Origin of the sequence: Pseudomonas sp. CFBP13509 (assembly GCF_005233485.1) — a bacterium.
GTDB lineage: Bacteria > Pseudomonadota > Gammaproteobacteria > Pseudomonadales > Pseudomonadaceae > Aquipseudomonas > Aquipseudomonas marginalis.
The window spans coordinates 183,659-200,311 of sequence record NZ_QGAA01000007.1; the positions used below are offsets into that span (position 1 = coordinate 183,659).

Annotated in this window: 19 protein-coding genes and 1 tRNA gene; 16 read left to right on the top strand and 4 right to left on the bottom strand. The window is 60.5% G+C overall.

Annotation, left to right across the window (positions count from 1 at the left end; genetic code table 11):
* Positions 1 to 37 precede the first annotated feature (37 nt).
* The 8 genes from PspCFBP13509_RS13915 (at position 38) to murB (ending at position 6,893) form a co-directional block, all read left to right on the top strand.
* Positions 38 to 2,263, top strand: a complete 2,226-nt coding sequence (locus PspCFBP13509_RS13915) for a ComEC/Rec2 family competence protein (protein WP_235865596.1) — start codon at positions 38 to 40, stop codon at positions 2,261 to 2,263.
* 109 nt (positions 2,264 to 2,372) lie between these two features.
* Positions 2,373 to 3,008, top strand: coding sequence for a MotA/TolQ/ExbB proton channel family protein (locus tag PspCFBP13509_RS13920; RefSeq protein ID WP_027607320.1), 636 nt, complete (start codon positions 2,373 to 2,375; stop codon positions 3,006 to 3,008).
* Positions 3,005 to 3,433, top strand: a complete 429-nt coding sequence (locus PspCFBP13509_RS13925) for an ExbD/TolR family protein (protein ID WP_027607319.1) — start codon at positions 3,005 to 3,007, stop codon at positions 3,431 to 3,433. The genes PspCFBP13509_RS13920 and PspCFBP13509_RS13925 overlap by 4 nt, the downstream gene beginning before the upstream one ends.
* Positions 3,433 to 4,443, top strand: coding sequence for a tetraacyldisaccharide 4'-kinase (lpxK, locus tag PspCFBP13509_RS13930; RefSeq protein ID WP_137212181.1), 1,011 nt, complete (start codon positions 3,433 to 3,435; stop codon positions 4,441 to 4,443). Before PspCFBP13509_RS13925 ends, lpxK begins: the two co-directional genes overlap by 1 nt.
* Before the next feature lie 23 nt (positions 4,444 to 4,466).
* A complete protein-coding gene (locus tag PspCFBP13509_RS13935; RefSeq protein WP_003174668.1) occupies positions 4,467 to 4,652 on the top strand; it encodes a Trm112 family protein in 186 nt (61 codons plus the stop codon).
* A complete protein-coding gene (gene kdsB / locus PspCFBP13509_RS13940; RefSeq protein WP_065927093.1) occupies positions 4,649 to 5,413 on the top strand; it encodes a 3-deoxy-manno-octulosonate cytidylyltransferase in 765 nt (254 codons plus the stop codon). The genes PspCFBP13509_RS13935 and kdsB overlap by 4 nt, the downstream gene beginning before the upstream one ends.
* Positions 5,413 to 5,877 (top strand): low molecular weight protein-tyrosine-phosphatase, encoded by a 465-nt coding sequence (locus PspCFBP13509_RS13945; protein ID WP_065927094.1) that lies wholly within the window; start codon positions 5,413 to 5,415, stop codon positions 5,875 to 5,877. Before kdsB ends, PspCFBP13509_RS13945 begins: the two co-directional genes overlap by 1 nt.
* A complete protein-coding gene (gene murB / locus PspCFBP13509_RS13950; RefSeq protein WP_065927095.1) occupies positions 5,874 to 6,893 on the top strand; it encodes a UDP-N-acetylmuramate dehydrogenase in 1,020 nt (339 codons plus the stop codon). The genes PspCFBP13509_RS13945 and murB overlap by 4 nt, the downstream gene beginning before the upstream one ends.
* A gap of 63 nt (positions 6,894 to 6,956) precedes the next feature.
* Here murB and PspCFBP13509_RS13955 read toward each other — a convergent pair whose 3' ends face one another.
* Positions 6,957 to 7,628 (bottom strand): Bax inhibitor-1/YccA family protein, encoded by a 672-nt coding sequence (locus tag PspCFBP13509_RS13955; protein WP_027607314.1) that lies wholly within the window; start codon positions 7,626 to 7,628, stop codon positions 6,957 to 6,959.
* Between the two features lie 152 nt (positions 7,629 to 7,780).
* Between PspCFBP13509_RS13955 and PspCFBP13509_RS13960 the strand changes: the two genes are divergently transcribed.
* The 7 genes from PspCFBP13509_RS13960 to PspCFBP13509_RS13990 all read left to right on the top strand — a co-directional run bounded on the left by PspCFBP13509_RS13960 (position 7,781) and on the right by PspCFBP13509_RS13990 (position 12,632).
* A tRNA-Ser gene (locus PspCFBP13509_RS13960) sits at positions 7,781 to 7,871 on the top strand.
* Between the two features lie 295 nt (positions 7,872 to 8,166).
* Positions 8,167 to 8,730, top strand: coding sequence for a hypothetical protein (locus PspCFBP13509_RS31740; protein ID WP_235865594.1), 564 nt, complete (start codon positions 8,167 to 8,169; stop codon positions 8,728 to 8,730).
* Positions 8,731 to 9,042: 312 nt separating this feature from the next.
* Positions 9,043 to 9,939 carry a hypothetical protein gene (locus PspCFBP13509_RS13970; RefSeq protein ID WP_137212182.1) on the top strand — a complete coding sequence of 299 codons (897 nt, stop codon included), beginning with the start codon at positions 9,043 to 9,045 and terminating at the stop codon, positions 9,937 to 9,939.
* Positions 9,940 to 9,969: 30 nt separating this feature from the next.
* On the top strand, positions 9,970 to 10,254 hold the full coding sequence (locus PspCFBP13509_RS13975; RefSeq protein WP_027607310.1) for a hypothetical protein: 285 nt from the start codon (positions 9,970 to 9,972) through the stop codon (positions 10,252 to 10,254).
* A gap of 101 nt (positions 10,255 to 10,355) precedes the next feature.
* On the top strand, positions 10,356 to 10,988 hold the full coding sequence (locus PspCFBP13509_RS13980) for a hypothetical protein (RefSeq protein ID WP_065948335.1): 633 nt from the start codon (positions 10,356 to 10,358) through the stop codon (positions 10,986 to 10,988).
* Between the two features lie 500 nt (positions 10,989 to 11,488).
* Entirely contained in the window at positions 11,489 to 12,238 is a 750-nt protein-coding gene (locus PspCFBP13509_RS13985) for a hypothetical protein (RefSeq protein ID WP_137212183.1), read from the top strand.
* A gap of 124 nt (positions 12,239 to 12,362) precedes the next feature.
* Positions 12,363 to 12,632 (top strand): hypothetical protein, encoded by a 270-nt coding sequence (locus PspCFBP13509_RS13990; RefSeq protein WP_065927112.1) that lies wholly within the window; start codon positions 12,363 to 12,365, stop codon positions 12,630 to 12,632.
* Between the two features lie 253 nt (positions 12,633 to 12,885).
* On the opposite strand, the gene PspCFBP13509_RS31500 is transcribed toward PspCFBP13509_RS13990, so the two are convergent.
* From PspCFBP13509_RS31500 to PspCFBP13509_RS31505, 3 genes are all read right to left on the bottom strand, one after another.
* Positions 12,886 to 13,392 (bottom strand): hypothetical protein, encoded by a 507-nt coding sequence (locus PspCFBP13509_RS31500; RefSeq protein WP_174562737.1) that lies wholly within the window; start codon positions 13,390 to 13,392, stop codon positions 12,886 to 12,888.
* Between the two features lie 64 nt (positions 13,393 to 13,456).
* On the bottom strand, positions 13,457 to 14,083 hold the full coding sequence (locus PspCFBP13509_RS14000) for a helix-turn-helix domain-containing protein (RefSeq protein WP_065927114.1): 627 nt from the start codon (positions 14,081 to 14,083) through the stop codon (positions 13,457 to 13,459).
* Between the two features lie 4 nt (positions 14,084 to 14,087).
* Complete coding sequence (locus PspCFBP13509_RS31505) at positions 14,088 to 14,246, bottom strand: hypothetical protein (RefSeq protein ID WP_162844266.1); 159 nt, start codon at positions 14,244 to 14,246, stop codon at positions 14,088 to 14,090.
* A 240-nt stretch (positions 14,247 to 14,486) separates the two neighbouring features.
* Here PspCFBP13509_RS31505 and PspCFBP13509_RS14005 point away from each other — a divergent pair, with 240 nt between their 5' ends.
* Entirely contained in the window at positions 14,487 to 16,604 is a 2,118-nt protein-coding gene (locus tag PspCFBP13509_RS14005) for a TonB-dependent receptor family protein (RefSeq protein ID WP_074847108.1), read from the top strand.
* Positions 16,605 to 16,653 lie beyond the last annotated feature (49 nt).

The following is a 16,653-nucleotide window of genomic DNA, read 5'->3' on the forward strand; positions in this document are numbered from 1 at the left end:
GTCTAAGACTGAGTGGATCACTTGAAAAGGAGGGTTCATGAAGACAGGGATGTTCGCGCTCGCGCTGGGGTTGCTTGCCTTGCGCTTTCTACCGGCGTTGCCGTCGACGGGGTGGCTGATAGCCATGTTGGTGCTGGCATTGATGCTATTGCCTTTTCGTACGTCGCCACTGGCATTTTTCCTGCTGGGTTTGAGCTGGGCCTGCATCAGCGCGCAGTGGGCGCTGGATGATCGACTACGGCCGGTGCTGGATGGCCAGACGCGATGGCTGGAAGGCCGTGTAACCGGGTTGCCGCAGCAGACAGGGACGGGCGTGCGTTTTGAGCTGGCCGACAGCCAGGCGCGCAACGCCCGGTTGCCCAAGCGCATCCGGGTGTTTTGGCACGGCGGGCCGCCGGTACGCAGTGGCGAGCGCTGGCGTCTGGCCGTGACGCTGAAACGGCCTGCCGGGCTGCTCAATTTTCACGGTTTCGATCAGGAGGCCTGGCTGCTGGCCCAGCGCATTGGCGCCACCGGCTCGGTGAAGGATGGTGAGCGCCTGGCGCCGGCGCGTCATGCCTGGCGTGACACGGTCCGCCAACGCCTGATGGCGGTGGATGCCCAAGGCCGCGAGGCGGGCCTGGCGGCTTTGGTGCTGGGGGATGGCTCCGGGCTGGCGGCCGAAGACTGGCAGGTGTTGCAGGACACCGGCACGGTGCACCTGTTGGTGATTTCCGGCCAGCACATTGGCTTGCTGGCGGGGTTGATCTACGGCTTGGTCGCGCTACTTGCACGCTACGGCTGCTGGCCCCGCACCTGGCCGTGGCTGCCGTGGGCGTGCGGCCTGGGGTTTGCCGCCGCGCTGGGGTACGGCCTGCTGGCAGGGTTTGGCGTGCCGGTGCAACGGGCCTGCGTCATGGTGGGGCTGGTGTTGTTGTGGCGCCTGCGCTTTCGTCATCTGGGCTTCTGGTGGCCGTTGTTGCTGGCACTCAATGGCGTGCTGATCCTGGAGCCACTGGCCAGCCTGCAACCCGGATTCTGGCTGTCCTTCATGGCTGTCGCGGTGCTGGTCCTGGGATTTGGTGGGCGCTTGGGGCCGTGGAGTGTCTGGCAGGCATGGACACGTCCCCAGTGCTTGATTGCCGTTGGTCTGTTTCCTGTGTTGCTGGTGCTCGGCTTGCCCGTCAGCGTCAGTGCGCCGCTGGCCAACCTGGTTGCCGTGCCGTGGATCAGCCTGGTGGTGTTGCCCCTGGCGTTGCTGGGGAGCACATTGTTGCCGCTGCCGTATGCGGGTGAGGGCTTGTTGTGGCTGGCGGGTGGGGCGCTTGACGAGTTGTTCCGGGGCTTGGCATGGCTCGCTGGGCTAATGCCTGCCTGGATACCGGCCGAAGTGCCCCTGGGTTACTGGCTGATCAGCCTGGTCGGCGCGGTGCTGTTATTGCTGCCCAGCGGCGTGCCGTTTCGGCCCCTGGGCTTGCCACTGCTGTTGTTGGCCGTGTTTCCACCCCGCGAGCTCGTGCCCCATGGGCGGATGGAGGTGGTACAGCTGGATGTCGGGCAGGGTCAGGCCTTGATCCTGCGTACCCGCCATCACACGTTGCTCTACGATGCCGGCCCGCGTTCGGGGACGGTTGACCTCGGTGCCCGTGTGGTAGTGCCCGCGTTGAAAAAGCTCGGCGTCGGGACGCTGGATATGATGCTGCTGAGCCACGCCGACGCCGATCATGCCGGTGGGGCGTCGGCTGTTGCCCGAGGGTTGCCGATCCGGCGTGTCGTGGGCGGTGAAACCGAGGGGTTGCCCGCGTTTCTCGCCACCCAGCCCTGCGTCAGCGGCGAACAGTGGGAGTGGGACGGTGTGGCATTCGAGCTGTGGCAGTGGCCTGATGCGATTGATGGCAACCCCAAGTCCTGTGTTCTGCAGGTCCAGGCCAACGGTGAGCGGCTGCTGCTCACGGGGGATATTGATCGGGCTGCCGAGCGAGCATTTCTCGCGTCTTCGTTGGCCGTGCACACCGACTGGCTGCAATCCCCTCACCATGGCAGCCGCAGTTCGTCGTCGTGGCCTTTTCTACAGCGGCTGGCGCCCACGTCGGTGCTGATTTCCCGTGGGCGTGGCAATGCGTTCGGCCATCCTCACCCGCAGGTGGTGGAGCGCTACCAGCGACTGGGCAGCCAGATATACGACAGTGCCGAGCTGGGCGCGGTGCGCGTGCAATTAGGGGCTTTCCAGCCACCCACTGTTGCGCGTAGTCAACGCCGTTTTTGGCGCGAAACGTTACCCTGAGCCGGCCATGCCAAAGGCCGGCGCCTGGGACAGACGGGTCCATGGCCGACGAACCCCGCCGCCGAACCTATATGGTAAAGTGGCGCACTTTTTCGAGGGGACATTCACTGTGTGGGAATTGGTCAAATCTGGCGGCTGGATGATGTTGCCCATCATCCTGAGCTCCATCGCCGCACTCGGCATCGTTGCCGAACGTTTGTGGACCCTGCGCGCCAGTCGCGTCACCCCCGAGCATCTGCTGGGGCAGGTCTGGAGCTGGATCAAGAACAAGCAGCTGGACAAGGACAAACTCAAGGAACTGCGCGCCAACTCGCCCCTGGGTGAAATCCTCGCCGCCGGCCTGGCCAACTCCAAGCATGGTCGCGAGATCATGAAGGAGTGCATCGAAGAGGCCGCCGCCCGGGTCATCCATGAACTGGAACGCTATATCAACGCCCTCGGCACCATCGCAGCCATGGCGCCGTTGCTCGGTTTGCTGGGGACGGTACTGGGCATGATCGATATTTTCAGCTCGTTCATGGGCTCGGGCATGACCACCAACGCGGCCGTGCTGGCCGGCGGTATCTCCAAGGCCCTGATTACCACGGCGGCGGGCCTGATGGTCGGTATTCCTTCGGTGTTCTTCCATCGTTTCCTGCAGCGGCGCATCGATGAACTGGTGGTCGGTATGGAGCAGGAAGCCATCAAGCTGGTGGAAGTGGTGCAGGGCGACCGTGATGTGGACCTGGTTGGGGGCAAAGCGTGAAATTTCGCCGCAAGCAACGGGAAAATGTCGACATCAACCTCGCGTCGTTGATCGACGTGGTGTTTATCCTGCTGCTGTTTTTTGTCGTCACCACCACCTTCACCCGGCAGACCGAACTGCGCGTCGACCTGCCGGAAGCCGTGAGTGGTTCGCCGGCCGAAGACCAGGAAGTCAAGCAACTGGACATCGCCATCAGCGCCGACGGGGCGTTTTCGGTGAATAACCAGGTGCTGGAGAAAAACGACCTCGCCAGCCTCATGGCGGCCCTGGAGAAAGAGTCCGGCGGCGATACCAAGATGCCGTTGTCCATCAGTGCCGATGGCAAGACCCAGCACCAGGCCGTGATCACTGCGATGGACGCTGCCGGCAAGCTCGGTTTCAGCCATCTGCGCATGAGCACTGTCGAGGCGGCGAGCCAACCCTGATGGCCATGTCCGATCGTTTGCTCAAGGCCTGGTACGAGGGCCATCCGGCACTGGCGTTGTTGCGTCCGCTGGAATCGTTGTATCGCCGGGTGGTGCAGCGCAAGCGCGCGCGGTTCCTGGCGGGAGAGGGCGAGATCTATCAATCGCCGGTGCCGGTGGTGGTGGTCGGTAATGTCACCGTGGGCGGCACCGGCAAGACGCCGTTGATCCTGTGGTTGATCGAACACTGTCGGCGCAGTGGCCTGCGGGTGGGTGTGGTCAGTCGCGGGTATGGCGCCAAGCCGCCGCAGTTGCCATGGCGCGTCGAGGCGAGCCACAGCGCCACGGTGGCGGGCGACGAGCCTTTGCTGATCGTGCAGCGCTGCGGCGTGCCGCTGATGATCGATCCCGACCGCAGTCGTGCGGTGCAGGCCTTGCTTGCCAGCGAGACCCTCGACCTGATCCTCTCCGACGACGGGCTGCAACACTACCGCCTGGCCCGTGACCTGGAACTGGTGCTGATCGACGCCGCCCGGGGCCTGGGCAATCGCCGTTGCCTGCCGGCGGGGCCGTTGCGCGAACCGGTTGAGCGTTTGCACAGTGTGGATGCACTGCTCTACAACGGTGCTGGCTCGGATCGCGACGACGGCTTTGGATTTCGCCTGCAACCTACCGCATTGGTCAACCTGCACAGCGGCGAGCGCCAGTCGCTGGCGTATTTTCCTGAGGGGCAGCAGGTACATGCGGTTGCCGGTATCGGCAACCCGCAACGTTTCTTCAACACCCTCGAAACGCTACACTGGCAGCCGATTCCCCATGCTTTCGCCGACCATGCGCCCTACAGTGCCGAGGTCTTGAGTTTTACCCCGTCATTGCCACTGGTCATGACCGAGAAGGACGCGGTGAAGTGCCGCGCCTTTGCCCAGCCCGACTGGTGGTACCTTGCGGTGGATGCGGTGCCGTCGCCGGCGTTCGTCGCCTGGTTCGACACGCAGCTGATGCGCCTGCTGCCCGCCCGTCTTTTGCCTTAAACGCTTTTTTCCAGGAAACACTCATGGACACCAAACTGCTCGACATCCTCGCTTGCCCGATCTGCAAAGGCCCGCTCAAGCTCAGCGCCGATAAAACCGAGCTGATCAGCAAGGGCGCCGGCCTGGCGTACCCGATCCGTGATGGCATCCCGGTAATGCTGGAAAGCGAAGCCCGCACCCTGACCACCGACGAGCGCCTGGATAAATGACCACAGCCTTTACCGTTGTCATTCCTTCCCGCTACGCCTCGACACGCCTGCCGGGCAAGCCGCTGCAACTGATCGGCAGCAAGCCGATGATCCAGCTGGTGTGGGAGCAGGCCTGCAAAAGCAGCGCTGAGCGTGTCGTGGTGGCCACTGATGACCCGCGCATCATCGAAGCCTGCAAAGGGTTCGGCGCCGAAGCGGTGCTGACCCGTGAAGATCACAACTCCGGCACCGATCGCCTGGCCGAAGTGGCCACGCAGTTGGGCCTGGCGCCAGACGCCATCGTGGTCAATGTGCAAGGCGACGAGCCGTTGATCCCGCCGGGCGTGATCGACCAGGTGGCCGCCAACCTGGCCGCCCACGGTGAAGCGCGTATGGCGACCCTGGCTGAGCCGATTGAAGACATCGACACCCTGTTCAACCCGAACGTGGTCAAGGTGGTCAGTGATGTCAACGGCCTGGCGCTGACCTTCAGCCGTTCGACCTTGCCCTGGGCGCGCGACGCCTTCGCCAGGAACCCTGACCTGCTGCCGGAAGGCGTGCCGTATCGTCGCCATATAGGTATCTACGCCTATCGTGCGGGGTTTCTGCATGACTTCGTCAGCTGGGGGCCGTGCTGGTTGGAAAATACCGAATCCCTGGAGCAACTCCGAGCCCTTTGGCACGGCGTACGCATCCACGTGGGCGATGCTCTGGAAGCACCGCCTGCGGGTGTCGATACCCCGGAAGACCTTGAGCGCGTCCGTCGCCTGCTGGGGGCCTGATGGAGGTTCTGTTTGTCTGCCTGGGCAATATCTGCCGCTCGCCCACCGCTGAGGGCGTACTGCGCCATAAATTGCGCGAAGCCGGGTTGGCGGGGCAGGTCGACGTAGCGTCCGCCGGCACCGGCGAGTGGCATGTCGGCAACCCGCCGGACCAGCGCAGCCAACGTGCGGCGCTGGTGCGCGGCTACGATTTGTCGGCCCAGAGGGCCCGGCAGGTCTCCCGCGCCGACTTTGCGCGCTACGACCTGATCCTGGCCATGGACCACAGCAACCTGCGCAACCTCAAGGCTATGCAGCCCGGCCAGGGCAAGGCGGAGTTGGACCTGTTCCTGCGGCGCTATGAGGCTGAAGTGGACGAGGTGCCGGATCCCTACTACGAAGGCGAACAAGGCTTCGAGTGGGTCCTGGACCTGATCGAGCGGGCGTGTGATTTACTGGTGATCGAATTGAAGGGGCGGTTATGACCTTGCAAGTGCGGGCGCAGGTGTCGCTCAAGCCATTCAACAGCTTTGGCATTGATGTGCGTGCCCGACTGTTCGCCGAGGCCCGCAGTGACGCCGATGTGCGCGAGGCACTGGCCTATGCGTCGACCCAGGCGTTGCCCTTGCTGGTGATCGGCGGTGGCAGCAACTTGCTGCTGACCCAGGACATTCCTGCCCTGGTGTTGCGCATGGCCACCCAGGGTATTCGCGTGCTGCAGGATGATGGCGTGCAGGTGGTGGTCGAAGCCGAAGCAGGCGAGGCCTGGCACCCGTTTGTGCTGTGGACCCTGGAGCAGGGCTTCTGTGGTCTGGAAAACCTCAGCCTGATCCCCGGCACCGTCGGTGCCGCCCCCATGCAGAACATCGGTGCCTACGGTGTGGAGATCAAGGACGTCTTTGCCGGCTTGACCGCCCTCGATCGCCAGACGGGCGAGTTGCGCGATTTCAGCCTGGAAGAATGCAACTTTGCCTACCGCGACAGCCTGTTCAAGCACGAAACCGGGCGCTGGTTGATCCTGCGGGTACGCTTTGCCCTGAGCCGCGCCAGCCACCTCAAGCTCGACTACGGCCCAGTGCAGCAGCGCCTGGCAGGGCAGGGGATCACCGAGGCGACACCGAGCGATGTCAGTCGCGCGATTTGCAGCATCCGTAGCGAAAAATTGCCCGACCCGGCAGTGCTTGGCAATGCCGGCAGCTTCTTCAAGAACCCGTTGGTGTCCAAAGCCCTGGCTGAAGAGTTACAGGCACAGTATCCGGACCTGGTGGCTTACCCACAGGCGGATGGGCAGATGAAGCTGGCCGCTGGCTGGCTGATCGACAAGGCCGGCTGGAAGGGCTTTCGTGACGGCGATGCCGGCGTGCATGCCCTGCAGGCGCTGGTGCTGGTCAACTATGGCGGCGCCACAGGGCACGATATTGCCAACTTGGCCCAGCGTATCCAGCGCGACATCGCCCAGCGTTTCAAGGTCGAGCTGGAAATGGAACCCAACCAGTACTGATACCCCGAAAACAAAAATGCCCCGCATCTTTCGATACGGGGCATTTTTTATGCAGCGAGTAAATCAGTCGTCGCGGCTCATGATGCCGAAGATCTGCAACAGGCTGATAAACAGGTTGTAGATCGACACATACAGGCTGACGGTCGCCATGATGTAGTTGCGTTCACCGCCGTGGATGATGGCGCTGGTCTGGAACAGGATGCACACGGAGGAGAACAGCACAAAACCCGCGCTGATCGCCAGTTGCAGGCCGCTGATCTGGAAGAACATGCCCGCCACCACCGCCGCCAGCAACACGAAGAAGCCCGCGGTGATGAAGCCACCCAGGAAGCTCATGTCCTTGCGTGTGACCAGCACGTAGGCCGACAGACCACCAAACACCAGGGCGGTCATGGCAAACGCCGAGCTGACCACTTCCGCACCACCGGCCATGCCGAGGTAACGGTTGAGGATCGGGCCGAGGATAAAGCCCATGAAACCGGTCAAGGCAAACGCCGACACCAGGCCCCAGGCCGAGTCACGCAGCTTGTTGGTCAGGAAGAACAGGCCATAGAAACCGATCAGTACGACAAAGATATTCGGGTAGCCGACGTGCATCTGCTGGGCCACGAACGCCATTAAGCCGCTGAATGCGAGGGTAAGGGCGAGCAGGCCATAGGTGTTGCGCAACACGCGGCTGACTTCAAGCTGCTCAGCCTGCGCGTTACCATTCACTGCGTAATTCTGTTCGCGCATGGCGACACTCCTTCGGTTTTGAAACGTTCAGTCGCAAAGATCATAACAGACGCTCTGTAACAAGCGATGGCGAGAGTTTGACAGTGTGTTTCATTCGGGTATTATGGCGCCCGCTGAGACAGGATGGGCTACCCTAATCCTGTGATGCACAAGGGAAATTGGCAGAGTGGTTGAATGCACCGGTCTTGAAAACCGGCGAACGTTAATAGCGTTCCCAGGGTTCGAATCCCTGGTTTCCCGCCAAGATTCAAACGAAAGCCCCGCTATGCGGGGCTTTTGCGTTTCTGAGGTTTGGCGATCTTCTGCTTACTGTGCCCTGTAGCAGACTCGCGCAGCCAATACTGATGATTGCCGATGCAGCCCGGGACCTGAATCAAGCAACTGAAGCCACTTCCACTGGCTCATTTAATTCGTGGTTTTTTCAGCCAGCTTTTGCTCGTCATCTTTTTATTTTTTTACTACTATCGTTCATCTGCGCACTCAAGGAAGAGAGGCTGAGCGCCTTGAGGCTGGTAGAAAAATTACACTCGATCATTGAATGAGTTATTACTTTTACCCAGAACCTAACGACTCAGCCATCCGTAATTACCTCTTGGTGGAACCGATGGATAAAATGTGTGGCATCGTTGTAGTGGTAGGGCTTGCCCTCTCTGGATGCGCTACGAAAACTCCCGAAAAACCTGATGTGACTCCACCTCCTGCCGTCGTCCGGGAAGCACCGCCTGAGGTCGCACCTTCGACCCCAGAAAAGTGGACTGTGCGATACGAGGCTGCACCTGCGAACGCCAGTGCTGACGCCCCAAAAGCAGCTTCTTTGGAGTCTGCTCAGTCAGAAACAGAAACAAACTTGAACCAAAATCGCGCTGAGCAATGCCGTAAAGAACTGGATGTTTTAAAGGTCTACAACAAAGCGTCTTACGATAAATACGAGGCGCAATACCAGGCCATTGCTGCCAAGACTGCCAAATACATGGAAATTAAAGACTCATTGGGTCCCGATTTAAACTACATGGTTATGCCCGCTTATCAATTTCAAATTCGTGAGTTCTGCTTCCGAGTTAAGACCCGTCTGTCGGAGCTTGTGCTTCGCCAAGCCCGATAATGATTCCGCGTCCGGGGACGTCTTTTGCCAGTTGGTGAAACAAGCGCTGCATTGTCCGAAAGATGACGAGGGTCCCAGGCGTGGTTTCCCGCCAGGACTTAAACGAAAGCCCCGCCTTAGCGGGGCTTTCGTGTTTCCGGCCCCAATGTCGCGAAGGTTGTGAACCCGTTGGCATTAACCCATATGCACAGGGAACGATGTTAATGAGCCATGTTCCAACCTGCCGTGCCAAGCCCGCCCAATGACGGCAGGGTTCAATCGGCCCCGCATAAACAGCGGTGCGCGCAACCCCATTACAAGGACGCAAGCGTTATGCAGTCATCCCCCTCCCAAGCGCCTTCCGCCACCGGCGAACTGATCGCCAGTTTCCGTCACGGCAAGGGTTTTCTGATTTTCAGTTTGATATTTGGCGTTGTGTTGTTAGGTCTCGCCGGGTTTGTGTTGTATCTGGGCACGATCCTGCCACCGGGCAATGAAGGGCCGGTCAGCCTCCAGACGTCCCGTGGCATGGCCTTCAGCTTCAGCAGCCCCCATACCTTGATTTACGCCACCAGCGCTTTGCTGGCGGTTCTCGGGCTGGGTGTATTTGCCGCTTACGCCTGGCACAGGAAACTGCGTGCGCCGCTTTACGACGTGTATGAGCATGGTATCGAGCGCATCATCAACGATCAGCGCGAATACACCGCCTTTGCCGAGATCGATGACTTGTATCTGTTTGGCTCCGGGCAAACCGTGCTGACCGGCATGATCACCAACGTGGCTTACCGTCGTAATGCCACGGAGCCGTTTCATCGAGTGATCGAGAGCCTCAAGGGCTTTCACGATTTCCAGCAGTTGGTCCGTGAGCTGCACGTACGTGCACGTCTGCCGGGGGTGCGGGCGACGCTGGAGTCGGGTGGGGCGGTCAGGTTCAATTGCATCAGCTCCGGGCAGGTCTGGGGCAAGCGTGTCAGCGGCAACTTCCTCAAAATCACCACGACGCCGATTGTGGTGAGCCAGGATTTTCTCGAATACCAGGGGCGCAAGGTGCCGATGTCGTCGCTGCGTACCGTCGACCTCAACGCCTGGACCGAAAAGGTGGTGATCAAGGACGAGAGCGGCAAACCCGTGTTGTCGACCATCGCCACCGGCATTCTGAGCCATGACCTGTTCCTCAACACACTCGATGCCGTGTTTGCGGCTGAAGAGCAAGCACGCGAACCGGCTTGAGCCAATCGTGTCATTCATGAGGATTAAACGATGATCTATCGCGGCGCAGGCTGGCTGACACTGTTCACGCCGGTGGCCATGGTGTTGCTGCTGATGGGGGTGTGGCCCGACCCCAGCGTCAAACCCGGCAATACCTCACTGATGCAACTGTTGATGGGTGTGGGGATTGGCTCGGCCATCAATACCGTGCTGGGCTTTGTCCTGAATCGGCAGGTGCATGAAGATGGCGTGCGCCATCACTTCTTTTTCATGCCCATGCAGTGGCCGGCGCTGGCGATCATGATTGTCTGCGCGGTGATTGCCCTGCTCAAGTAAGGCCGCCCGTAGGCGGGCGTCCAACTAACGGTTTGAGGGGAACGCAAAGGTTCCTGGCTTTTCGCCCATTATTGAACGCTGCAACCCCTGGAGCCTGTTGGATGAACCGTCAAGACCCACCTCACCTCGTCGCCACGCTTCCCGGAGCGCCAAGCACTGGAAGCCCTGTCGCGCACCCACCCACCTGGTATTACGGCCCGGATCTACCGAGCGTTGGCGGCAGTGGTCGGGGGATCCTGGGGTTCTACATTGCGCTACTGATGCTGTTGCCGGGCTATGGGCTGGTGATGTTGCTCCTGGCCGGGCTCGGAGCGCTGCAGGGCACGCCGCCCAGCGCTGAATCGAGTTTTACGACGTCGGCGCTCATCCTGTTCATGCTCGGTACCGCAGTGCTCATCGGTGCGATGTTTGCCTGGATGGCCTCTACGCCTCATGTGGAGGCCTTCACGTTCGATGAAAACCAGCAACTGCTTAGCCTCACGGTTATCCGTCGTGGCCGCAGGCCCTACGAAGTGCGGGTGCCATTCAGCAACATCATTTACGTCTGCCCCTACGTCCTCGCCCGGTTTGATCGCTGTGGGCATTTCCACCTCGTGGGTCAGGTACCCAAGGACAAGGTTTTCGAATATCGGTTGGGTGAGGGTATCTCTCTGGACGAAATGGCGTTTCACGCTGAATGGTTGCGGGGAATGATAGGGGCGCGGATGCACGAGCTGGTGAATCTGGATAAATGAAACATTCGCGTTAATACCAGACGCGTAGTGTCGGGCCGTCCGCGCTTGAAACCCGCGCGAACTCTACTGCGGCAGCAATGGCATTTAAGTTGATGGGCCCAAATACAGGGCGAAAACTGCCCCAGCCACACGCGCAGCTGATCTTAAAGGCAGTGACCCATGGCTCAGCAGAAAAGCTGAGCCACCGAAAGCAGGCAAATCACCTGGACAAAAATCTGAGCTCGAATGGGATGTTTCATCTGTGCGACCCTCCTGTACAGCTGCGGGGGGAAGTGCCATACGCGATGTAGATCCTCCCTGGATCGCCCACAACACTCGCAACTGTTCCATGGAGTATAGGCCCTGAAACGAATCTTTCACGATTGGGCCGATTCAGTCCCCGGCGGGCTCTGCTTACAACTATATGCCCAGCCCATTGCACTTTTTTTCATTTATCCAATCTATCTTTGTCCCAGCCCTGCCGATTTCCCGCGTGGGCAAAAGAACCAGATCGGGTGCCGATGGATCGCACGTTACTTTTATTCAAGACTCGACTAGTGCCTCGGCCCCTGTGGCTGGCCGTGGTGTTGATACTCTGCGCCAGTGGCTGCACCCAGCAGCAGGGGCGGGATATCGCCAAGCAGTTCAGCGATGGCAAACCCGATGAATTCTTCCAGACCAGTGTCGATCGCATGGCGACCCTGGGCATGCGCGACAACTTGCAAAGCCTGTATTTGCTCATGAACAAGCTCTACCTGCGTAACCCCAACCAGTGGCGCCAGTCGGGTTATCCGGATGCGGTGAGCGCTGCGCGGGAGATCCGCCTGGCCATTGAGCAGCGCCGCTCATTACCCGCCCTCGGGGAGCGTCGCGACCTGGCGGCGCTGAGCTACTCCTTGAGCCCTGAGTTTCAGGGCGATCGGGTCGGGGCGTTTATCTATGCCATCGGCAGTATGATCGTGACCGCCCACGGTGGGCGTACCGAGTTCTACATTACCGACTCGATCAACCCGCAGTTCGTCAGCAATGCCGCGCGCAACATCGAGAAGGCCACCTGGTTGCTCAGCAAGCGCCAGGATGCAAATGGCGTCCTGCTCCTGTTTTCCAACGAGATTTCGGAGGAGGGCAGCAACCTGAGTTTCGCCGTCGAGTTCGGCAAGATTGTTGCGCGTCTGGACCTGTTGACCCAGATGCTCGACGAACGCTACCGCCGTATTGGCCTTAACTATGCACAAAGCCTGTTGTTGATGAATTTCCTGCCGGTGCAGTAATTGGGTTGTTCGGTATGCTGTTTCTCCTTTGGATGTAGGAAGCGGCCTATCTTGCATTCCGATGCTTGAAACACCTCCCTGTGCGCAATAGCCTCGGATTTTTCTGAAAAAACGAGGCCCTACCTTGGGTAAGCGAAAAACGGCTTGGCCGACGGACCGCGAAATACGCCTGCGCTTTATCCTTTTCGCTGTGATCGACGCCGCGAGCGTTCACGGCGTCCCCTCTGAGCTGTTGCTGCCCGCGCATAAATTGCTGCGAGACTCGCCGACAGAGGCGCAGTTGCTCGCTGCTCTGGGGGAAATTCTGGCCACTGATGAAATGCATGGGTTCAGGCTACCACCAGGGTCGGAGGCCGATGAATTGATGCAGTCGCTGGAAAAGCCCGATGGCTAGGCTCATCCGTTAGACCGTTTATTTCCTTAAGATTGGACGAGATTCCTCAATCGAATATCCATGACGTCCATATCCGCCAGGTAACGGATATAAGTAACGCAATAGCGTCCTAATCACTGTTATCACGCCAAATACAGCTGTCTTGTTCGACTAAGCGTGCCTGGGAACACCCATTCCTGCTGCTCTGCCGGCGTCTTGCGCAGCCCTCCGGTCTCTCTAGAATCGGCGCCAGAACCTAGCCATTTCCTGTCGATTACGGAGTTTCGAACATGATGAATGCAATGCAGATGCCGATGAACACCTCCATGCCAATGATGCCGATGATGGGCATGCCGATGATGATGGCAACCATGAAATGCGAAATGGCCGCTGACGCCATGATGTGCACCATGAAGCCGGCAGCCGGCATGGACATGGCCCAGTTCAAGACCAATGCCGAAATGATGGCGATGATGATGAACTGCGGCATGCCGATGATGATGCAGTGCGCCAACCTGTCGATGATGTGCATGTCGGCCGACGCCATGGCCATGATGACCGGCATGAACATGATGCCGATGATGGGCATGCCGATGCCGATGATGAAGTGCGTCATGGAATGCACCATGATGGCTGACGGCATGATGTGCAAAATGATGCCGATGCCGGGCATGAGCATGGACATGATGAACAACTGCTGCATGCTCATGAACAAAATGATGAATGACTGCGCCATGCCCATGATGATGAGCTGCAACGGCATGCCGATGATGTGCTGCACCTGCTGACAGGTCCCGCGCGATGAAAAAACGCCCCGATAAGTCGGGGCGTTTTTTTTGCCGTGATTAATCCAGCCGTTCGGGGTAGGTGATCACCAGGAACGCCACGGCTTCGCTGTCCGCCGGGTTGCGGTAGCGGTGGGGCTGGTCGGCGTAGAACAGGATTGAATCGCCGGTGGACAGCAGGTAGCGCTCGTCATTGACGCTGACTTCCAGTACGCCTTGGGCCACCACCAGGTTTTCCTGGATGCCCGGGCCGTGGCCTTGGGAGACTTCCTCGCCGAGTGCCCGCAGGCGAATCTCGTAGAACTCGGACTGGCGTGCCGTATCGTAGGGAAACAATGCGCGGCTGATAAACGCACCATCGGCACTCACCAGGCGCTTGCTCTGCTGCGCCGGCAACACTTCCACCCCTTCGAACGCGCGGTCTTCCAGGAATGCCGCCACCGACACCTTCAAGCCCTTGGCAATTTTGCACAACACCTTGATCGACGGCACGCTGCGCCCGGATTCGATCTGCGCCAGCATTGCCCGGCTCACGCTGCAGGCGCGTGCCAGGGCGTCCAGTGACAAGTGCCGTTTGCTGCGCAGGCGTTGCAGGTTATGCGCAACGCACAGGCTGATCACATCGTCATCGGTGTTGGGCTTGGGCAGCGGTTCGGGCGGTTCGGGAATCACATGCAGGAAATTCATTGGCCTACGCCCGGCGTGTATCGCTGGGCGTTGCGGCGTGGGTGGTAAACACCGCCAACCCTGCGCGCGCCGCGTACATCGCCCACATCAACTCGGCCGCAGCACGTGCCTGGCGGCGTTTGCGGTGGAGGGTAAAGTCGATGACGGTGGCGGATGCAGGCATGGGAGGCGATCTCGTAGGTGACTCGATGGCTCCACAGTAATGCGTACTGGTTATTTCTTTAAATACTGAGTTTGCATGTATTAATTCGATTTTGGACTTAAAAAATAAATCCGGTCCGACGCTGTTGTGGGAAGCGTCTGGTCCGTTATTAAGGCGTGACTTGGCGGGCATCGTTGTCTTCCCATCACTGTTCGCGTGACGGCCCAGCCTTTCACGCCCCCGAATTCCAAGGATCCGCCCATGCTGCTGCGCCCACCTCCGTTCCTGTTCGCCGCCCTGACCTTTAGCTCCCTGGTGCACGCCGAAGACCTGCAATTGGCGCCGGTCGAAGTTACCACGCCCGAGGCCGGCGCCGGCGAAGTCGCCCAGGCGCAGCTCAAGAGCGTGCCCGGTGCTACCAATTACATCGACATGAGCAGCGTGCAGCAGGGGCGGGTGAGCACCAATGAAGACGTGTTCAAGTACCAGCCTGGGGTGTATGCCAAGGCGGCAAACAATGAAGGGGTGAAGCTGTCCATTCGTGGTTCGGGCCTGAACCGCAGCCCAGGCGCCCATGCTTCAGGGCTGTACGAAATGTTCGATGGCTTGCCGCTGACCGGCCCCGGCGGCACCCCTTATGAACTCAAGGACCCGCTGTGGCAAAGCCGCGTCGAGGTGCTGCGTGGCGCCAACGGTTTTGATCAAGGCGCGTTGGCTCTGGGGGGCGCGGTCAACTACGTGACCCATACCGGCTACGATGCGCCCAAGCTGCAAGTGCGCTATGAAGCCGGCAGCCGTGGCTATGCCCAGCGCGAGATCAGTTCGGGCCAGGTGCTGGGGGATGCCGACTACTACATCAGCCTCACCGACTCGGAATCCGACGGCTACCAGCGCCAGAGCGCCGCCACCGGCAAGGGCATGGCCGCCAACTTCGGCTACCGCTTCAACCCGGACCTGGAAACCCGCTTCTATTTCCGCTACCGCGAAACCACCAACGACACCCCCGGCAAACTCACCCGCGCCCAGATCAGCCACGACCCGCGTGCCGCCAACAGTCTCAACGCTGCCCGCGATTCCAAGCGCCTGCAGCCGGGTTCCACCTGGATCGCCAACAAGACCACCTTGCAGTTGGACGACAATTCGCGCCTGGAAGTCGGGCTGGCCTATCACGATTACCCGATGGACCTGCGCGAAGGCACCAACCGTCTCAAGGTGGCCTACACCGATATCAGCAGCACCTTGAATTACATCCGCCAGGACACGCTGTTCGGCCACGACAGCAAAACCACCCTCGGCCTGCGCACCACCCAGGCGATGCCCAACAACGGCACATCGGAATACGTGCGCACGCCGGCCGGCAACACCGCAACCTATGCCCCAGGCACCAAGACCCGCGACTACAGCTACCTGGGGTCAGACACCGTGCTGCATATCGGCAATGACCTGGAGCTGGTCCAGGACCTGTGGCTGACCACCGGCCTGGCCGCGATCTACACCCGCCGTGAAACCCAGGTCACCTATCCCGAAGGCCAGGCGCCGCTCAGCCAGCATGACTGGGACTACGCACCGCGCATCGGCCTGCGCTATGACTTCACCCCGCAGTTGCAGGTGTACGGCAACCTGAGCCGCTCGGTCGAGCCGCCGCATGCGTGGTCGATGATCTGGGGTTCCAACAAATACTTTCCAGCGGGCAGCGGCCCGGCCACTGGATTACAGCGCGAAGGCGTCAGCCTGAAAAACCAGACTGCCACCACCCTGGAAATCGGTGGCCGTGGCGAAGCATGGCTCGGCCAGTGGGACCTGGCGCTGTACCGCTCCGAAGTGCGCCACGAACTGCTCACCGTGGAAACCCAGGCCCAGACCTCGACCAGCAATGCCATCGTCGCCGAATCCAATGCCAGCCCCACCGTGCATCAGGGCGTGGAGCTGGGCCTGCTCAGCCCGCTGTGGGACGGCGGCCGCAGCGGTAAGCTCGACCTGCGCCAGGCCTATACCTTCAGCGACTTCCACTACCGCGACGACGACCGTTTCGGCGGCAACCGCTTGCCGGGCATCCCCCAGCACTACTATCAGGCGCAACTGCGCTACGGCCACCCGACGGGCTTCTACACCAGCCTCAATACCGAGCATTCCTCGCGGGTGGCGGTGGATTACGCCAATTCCTATTACGCCGCGTCCTACACCCTTCTGGGCGCGACCTTCGGCTACGACGCACCCAAGCAGGACTGGCAAGCCTGGGTCGACCTGCGCAACCTCACCAACCGCCGCTACGCCAACACCGTCACGCCGGGCTACGACGACAAGGGCCTGGATGTCGCACGCTCCACCCCGGCGGACGGACGCGGGATCTACACCGGTGTCTCATGGAGCTGGCGCTAAGCCGCAGCTATCCAGCCCCCTGTGGCGAGCGGGCTGCGACGGGGAGGGC